This window comes from Leucobacter sp. M11 (assembly GCF_035726885.1).
Lineage (GTDB): Bacteria > Actinomycetota > Actinomycetes > Actinomycetales > Microbacteriaceae > JAPFRB01.
Genome location: NZ_JAPFRB010000004.1, coordinates 319,386 through 324,727 on the forward strand (window position 1 = coordinate 319,386; position 5,342 = coordinate 324,727).

A 5,342-nucleotide genomic window follows, 5' to 3' on the forward strand; every position below is an offset into this window, starting at 1 on the left:
AACGCGCGGTCCCGCCCCCGCCCCGAGCGCACGGCTCAGCCGCGGCGGCGCAGGGCGAACAGCGCCAGGGTGACCGCGGCGGCGCACCAGACGAGCACGAGCGCGAGGTCCCGGGGCTGGGCCTCGAACTGCTGGCCCACCAGGCCGGCCCGAATGAGGTTCGACATGGGCTCGATGGGGAGCACCTCGTGTGCCCGCTGCAGCCAGCCGGGCATATTCGAGGCGGGGAAGCTCACGGGGGAAAACAGGAGCAACAGGAAGACGAGCAGCTGCGAGACGAGCTGGGCCACGAGCGGCGGGAACAGCACCGCGATGGCGTAGCCGACGGCCGCGGCGGTGAGCGAGACGAGCAGGGCGATGGGCACGAGCCAGGCAGAGATCTGGTAGTCGATGTCGTAGCGCAGCGCGCCCACAATCACCCCGAGCACGAGCCCGGGCAGGGCGAGCAGCGTCCACAGGGCGAGGTCCGCGACGAGGAACGCCGCCCGCGGCAGGGGGAGCGTGCGCAGCCACTCCGCGCTGCCCTCGGTCTTCGCCTGCGCCATCTGCTGGGGGGTCATCACGAGGCCGACCACGATCAGCGTGATCGTGGGGGCCCCGGTGGCCAGGTAGAGGGCGGCCTCGGGGGAGACATCGCCGATGAGGATCCCGTAGCCGAGCACGGTGGACACGGCCAGCGCGGACTGCACCACCATCAGCAGGGGCAGGAACTGGGCCTGGCGGCGCAGCTGCCACTGCACCATGAGGCCGGTGCCCCGCAGGGCGCTCGCCGCGCTCACGCTGCCGCTCCCTGCTCGGAGCCGACGAGGTCGAGGTAGACGTCCTCGAGGGAGGCGGCGGTGAGCGAGAAGCGCTCGATGTCGCCCCGGTCCACGGCGGCCTGTGCCCAGGCGACGGTCTCGGCACCCCGGCTCGCGGGGACGGTCACGGCGGCCTGCGCGGGGCCGACCACCTGGGCGCGCATCCCCGCGGGGAGCTCGGGCACCCGGGCGGCGTCCAGCTCCAGCGTGAGGGTGTCGCGCAGGTGGGCGGTGAGCTGCGCGGGAGTGCCGGCGGCGATCACCCGCCCGCGGTCGAGGATGACGAGGTCGTCCACCGTGTGCTCGGCCTCGCGGACGTTGTGGGTGACGAGGAGCACCGCGGCGCCGGCATCGGCGACCCCGCGGATGGCCGACCAGAGCAGGCGGCGGCGGGCCGGGTCAACGTCGTTGGTGGGCTCGTCGAGGATGACGAGGGGGCCCGGGGCGACCGCGGCCATGCCGAAGGCGGTGAGCCGGGCCACGCCCCCCGAGATCTTCTCCGCCGGGGTGTCGGCCCAGGGGGCCAGATCGAGGGTCTCGATCAGTGCGGCGGCGCGCGCCGCGGCCTCGCGCCGCTGGGTCCCGCGGATGCGGGCCACCAGCTCGATGGCGCGGCGCGGCGTCAGCCCCGTGATCGGCACGTTTGCCTGGGCCTGCACCGACGCGAGCTCGCGGGCCCGGGCCGGGTGCGCGATTGCGTCGATCCCGGCGAGGCTGATGGAGCCGGAATCGGGCCGGAGCAGGCCAACGATCTGATTGACGAGGGTGGTCTTCCCCGCGCCGTTGTGGCCGAGCACCCCGAGGACCCGACCGGCGGACGCGGTCATGCTGATCCCGTCGTTGGCCCGGTTGCGTCCTCGGCCGGAATAGGTCTTCACCAGCTCGCTTACGGCGAGCACCTCTTGGGTCACGGGGACCTCCTGTTCTGTGCGGTTTGGGGGAACGCCCGGAGGAAGGCCACCCGGGCGAATACTTGACGGTATGAACATACCCTTGGGTATGGATCGGCGCAAGCTCCATTCTTTCCGGTATCCGGCGGTATGCTGGGGGCATGACATCGCGAGGCGCAGACGCGGGAAGCCCCGACCCCGAGGGCGCGGGCCGAGAAACCTCGGCCGAGCAGAAGCTGCGCGACGCCGCCCGGGCTCTCGCGGACGCCGCGGGCAAGCTCGGCCAGAGCCTCGGCGCGGCGGGCAGCGCGCAGGCGGAGCAGGGCGTGGCCAAGGGGCTGCTCGCCGCAGCCGAGGCCCTCGCCCAGGCAAAGTCCTGGGTTGAGGAGCGCGCGCGACCCCTGAGTACCCGGGAGCAGCTCCTGCGCCGCGCCGGGGAACTCTTCGCCGAGCGGGGCTACTCCGGCGTCTCCCTGGAGGACATTGCGCAGGCCGCTGGCTTCACGAAGGGCGCGGTCTACACGCACTTTGGCTCGAAAGAACAGGTGTTCCTCGCCGCCGTCCGAGACGTCGCGGAGCGCGTCGAGGCGCAGCTCGGCTCCGGGCCGGACGCGGGCGCCCCGCTCAGCGCCCAGGAGATCGCCTCGGCCACCCGGCTGACGACGGAGGCGATCCTGTTCGCCACCCGGCACCCGGAGCACCTGGCCGAGATGCGGCCGCTCGTGTTCCGGCTGATTCAGGCGCTGCCGAACGCGGAGCGGGACCGCGCCCAGCACGCCGAGGCATCGGATCCCGAGATCGCCAGCGGCCGCGTGCTCAGCCCAGGCGAAGGAGCCTTCGCGGAGTTGGCGCTTCGAGTGCTCCTGGGCGGGCTTGGCGCAGCACCCGCGGCGGGCGACCCGGTCACGGAATGATGTGCAGGCGTCGCGCGGTCGAGACCGCGGCGTAGCGGGTGCGCGTGTTCAGCTTGTTCATGGCGGTGCTCAGGTAGCTCTTCACCGTGTTTTCCCGAAGCCCGAGCGTGCGGCTAATCTGCGCATTCGTGTGCCCGATGCTCGCCCAGGACAGCACATCCCGCTCCCGAGGTGACAGGAGCACGCCCGGATCGACGGGCGCTCCGTCCTCCACGGCGAGGGCCGCGAGCCGATCGCCGAGCTGCTGAATCCGGCCCCGCAGCTGCGCGTCCTCCACCCGGGCGCGGATCCCTCGCAGCTCCGCGTAGCTTGCCCGGATCTCCTCCAGGGCGTAGGAGGACAGCTCGGGGGAGGCCTCCCCCGCCCGGCTCGCCTCCGCCCGCTGCTCCGCGGGGAGGATCATCCCCAGGCGGTTGAACTCGCGCACGAGCAGGTCGTGCACCCGGAACTCGGTGGCCAGCTCCTGGGCGATCCTGAGCACCGGGCCGGTCGCGAGCGTCTCGGGCGAGGTGAGCCCGTGCGCGCCGCCGTAGAGCACCGCGTGGACGCGGCCCCCGAGCGGGACGGGCACCGCGAAGAGCGAGGCGACGCCCTCGCCGAGGACGGCGCGGTCGTAGTCGTGAGTGATCTTTTGTGAGGACCCGTAGTCCTTCGTGATGCGCGGGCGGCCCTCGAGCATGACGAGGCCGCCGAGGCCACGGGCCTCGCGCACGCGCAGCCCCATCAGGCTCCGGGTCCGGGTGCCCGCGAAGGCGCTCACCTGGATCTCGTGCTCCGTCACGAAGCCGGCAAAGGAGAGCGAGAACCCGGTGCTCTCCGCCACGCGATCCACGGCGCGCTGCACGAGCACCTGCTCCGTCGGGGGGTGTGGATCGTCCATCCGGACTCCAAACTTTCGGGGGTGGTTTCCGGTTTTCGCCCCGAATATGGTGAGCGTAACACGGGGTGCCAGCACGAAAACGATGCGAAAGCAACCGCGATTTCAGCGACGAAATTGATGGTGAAAACTGATGCCCCAGTGCCGCAGCCGCACGAGATTCCGGGCGATGCTCGGGGCTCGCCGAGGCACGCGATCGGCCGGTACGGACCTGCCAACCGGCCACCTCGACCGCTCGACGGCGGTCGGGGGCTCACCCACCCGCTCAACGAACGGAGACCCATCGTGCACGATCAACACGCGTCCAGCGGCTCGGTCCGCCAGGAGTCCGAGCCCGGAATCGACTACCCGGCTGAGGAGGCCTCAGCCGCCTTCCACACCCTGAAAAAACGCCACCGCGCGTTCGTGTTCCCACTCGCCATTGCCTTTTTCGTCTGGTACTTCACCTATGTGCTGCTCGCCGCCTACGCGCACGACTTCATGTCTCAGCCGGTCTGGGGCGACATCAACGTCGGGCTGCTATTCGGCCTGGCCCAGTTCGTGAGCACCTTCGCGATCACGATGGCCTACGTGTCCTATGCGAACCGCCGTCTCGATCCGATCGCCGAGCAGATTCGCGCGGATCTCGCTGAAAAGGAGGCCAGCGCATGATCGACGCCATGCTCCGCCCCGGACCGGGGATGTTCCCCGCCGAGGTTCGGGACCTCAGCGCCGAAAACAACCCGGTGCTGAACATCTCGATTTTTCTCGCCTTCGTCGCGGTGACCCTGTTCATCGTCATCCGGGCCAGCCGGACGAACGTCTCCGAGGCCGATTACTACGCGGGTGGGCGATCGTTCACCGGCCCGCAGAACGGCTTCGCGATTTCTGGCGACTATCTTTCCGCCGCTTCCTTCCTCGGCATCGTCGGGGCGATCGCGATCAACGGCTACGACGGTTTTCTGTATTCCATCGGTTTCCTCGTCGCCTGGCTCATTGCGCTGCTGCTCGTGGCCGAGCTCATGCGCAACACGGGGAAGTTCACGATGGCCGATGTGCTGTCGTTCCGGCTCAAGCAGCGCCCGGTTCGGATGGCCGCGGCGCTCACGACGCTCGCCGTTTGCTTCTTCTACCTGCTCGCGCAGATGGCGGGCGCGGGCGGCCTCGTCTCCCTGCTGCTCGGCATCGACAGCAGGATCGGGCAGTCCCTCGTGATCGCCGTCGTCGGCGTGCTCATGATCGTCTACGTGCTCATCGGCGGCATGAAGGGCACCACCTGGGTGCAGATCATTAAGGCGTTCCTGCTGATCGGCGCGGCCGCGGCCATGACGGTCTGGGTGCTCGCAATGAACGGCTTCAACCTCTCCGCGGTGCTCGCCAGCGCGGTCGAGAACTCCGTCTCCACCCCGCCGGAAGCGATCCTCACGCCGGGGCTCCAGTACGGGGCGAACCCGCTGGACTTCATCTCCCTCGCCCTGGCCCTCGTGCTCGGCACGGCGGGGCTGCCCCACGTGCTCATGCGCTTCTACACCGTGCCAACGGCCAAGGAGGCCCGCCGCTCGGTCGTCTGGGCGATCTGGCTCATCGGCGGCTTCTACCTGCTGACGCTCGTCCTCGGCTACGGCGCCGCGGCGCTCGTCGGCTCCGAGACGATCCAGAACTCCCCGGGCGGCGTGAACTCCGCCGCGCCCCTGCTCGCGCAGGTGCTCGGCGGGCCGCTCTTGCTCGGCTTCGTCTCCGCGATCGCCTTCGCCACGATCCTCGCGGTCGTCGCCGGGCTCACGATCACCGCGGCCGCCTCCTTCGCCCACGACGTGTACTCGAACGTGATCAAGAAGGGGAAGGCCGAGCCCGGCACGGAGATGAAGATCGCCCGCCGCAC

6 protein-coding genes are annotated in these 5,342 nt (G+C 70.3%); 3 read left to right on the top strand and 3 right to left on the bottom strand.

Going from position 1 to position 5,342, the window contains the following annotated elements; all coding sequences use genetic code 11:
- Window positions 1–35: 35 nt before the first annotated feature.
- Window positions 36–779 (bottom strand): ABC transporter permease, encoded by a 744-nt coding sequence (locus OOT08_RS13545; protein ID WP_325093295.1) that lies wholly within the window; start codon window positions 777–779, stop codon window positions 36–38.
- Window positions 776–1,711 carry an ABC transporter ATP-binding protein gene (locus tag OOT08_RS13550; protein WP_325093297.1) on the bottom strand — a complete coding sequence of 312 codons (936 nt, stop codon included), beginning with the start codon at window positions 1,709–1,711 and terminating at the stop codon, window positions 776–778. Before OOT08_RS13550 ends, OOT08_RS13545 begins: the two co-directional genes overlap by 4 nt.
- A 140-nt stretch (window positions 1,712–1,851) precedes the next feature.
- On the opposite strand from OOT08_RS13550, the gene OOT08_RS13555 reads away from it, so the two are divergent.
- Window positions 1,852–2,604, top strand: a complete 753-nt coding sequence (locus OOT08_RS13555) for a TetR/AcrR family transcriptional regulator (RefSeq protein WP_325093298.1) — start codon at window positions 1,852–1,854, stop codon at window positions 2,602–2,604.
- Here OOT08_RS13555 and OOT08_RS13560 read toward each other — a convergent pair.
- Window positions 2,594–3,484, bottom strand: coding sequence for a LuxR C-terminal-related transcriptional regulator (locus tag OOT08_RS13560; RefSeq protein ID WP_325093299.1), 891 nt, complete (start codon window positions 3,482–3,484; stop codon window positions 2,594–2,596). The two genes, OOT08_RS13555 and OOT08_RS13560, sit on opposite strands and share 11 nt — an antisense overlap.
- Before the next feature lie 282 nt (window positions 3,485–3,766).
- Between OOT08_RS13560 and OOT08_RS13565 the strand changes: the two genes are divergently transcribed.
- The gene (locus OOT08_RS13565) at window positions 3,767–4,132 is read left to right on the top strand and encodes a DUF485 domain-containing protein (RefSeq protein WP_325093301.1); all 366 of its coding nucleotides are present in this window, start codon (window positions 3,767–3,769) and stop codon (window positions 4,130–4,132) included.
- Between the two features lie 29 nt (window positions 4,133–4,161).
- Window positions 4,162–5,342: solute symporter family protein (locus OOT08_RS13570; RefSeq protein ID WP_325093661.1), on the top strand; the 1,181-nt coding region annotated here is incomplete at its 3' end.

What these genes read in the sequence shown, in the direction of transcription:
- OOT08_RS13555 (WP_325093298.1), top strand. Translation starts at nt 1,852, where the DNA reads ATGACATCGCGAGGCGCAGACGCGGGAAGCCCCGACCCCGAGGGCGCG.
- OOT08_RS13560 (WP_325093299.1), bottom strand. Translation starts at nt 3,484, where the DNA reads ATGGACGATCCACACCCCCCGACGGAGCAGGTGCTCGTGCAGCGCGCC.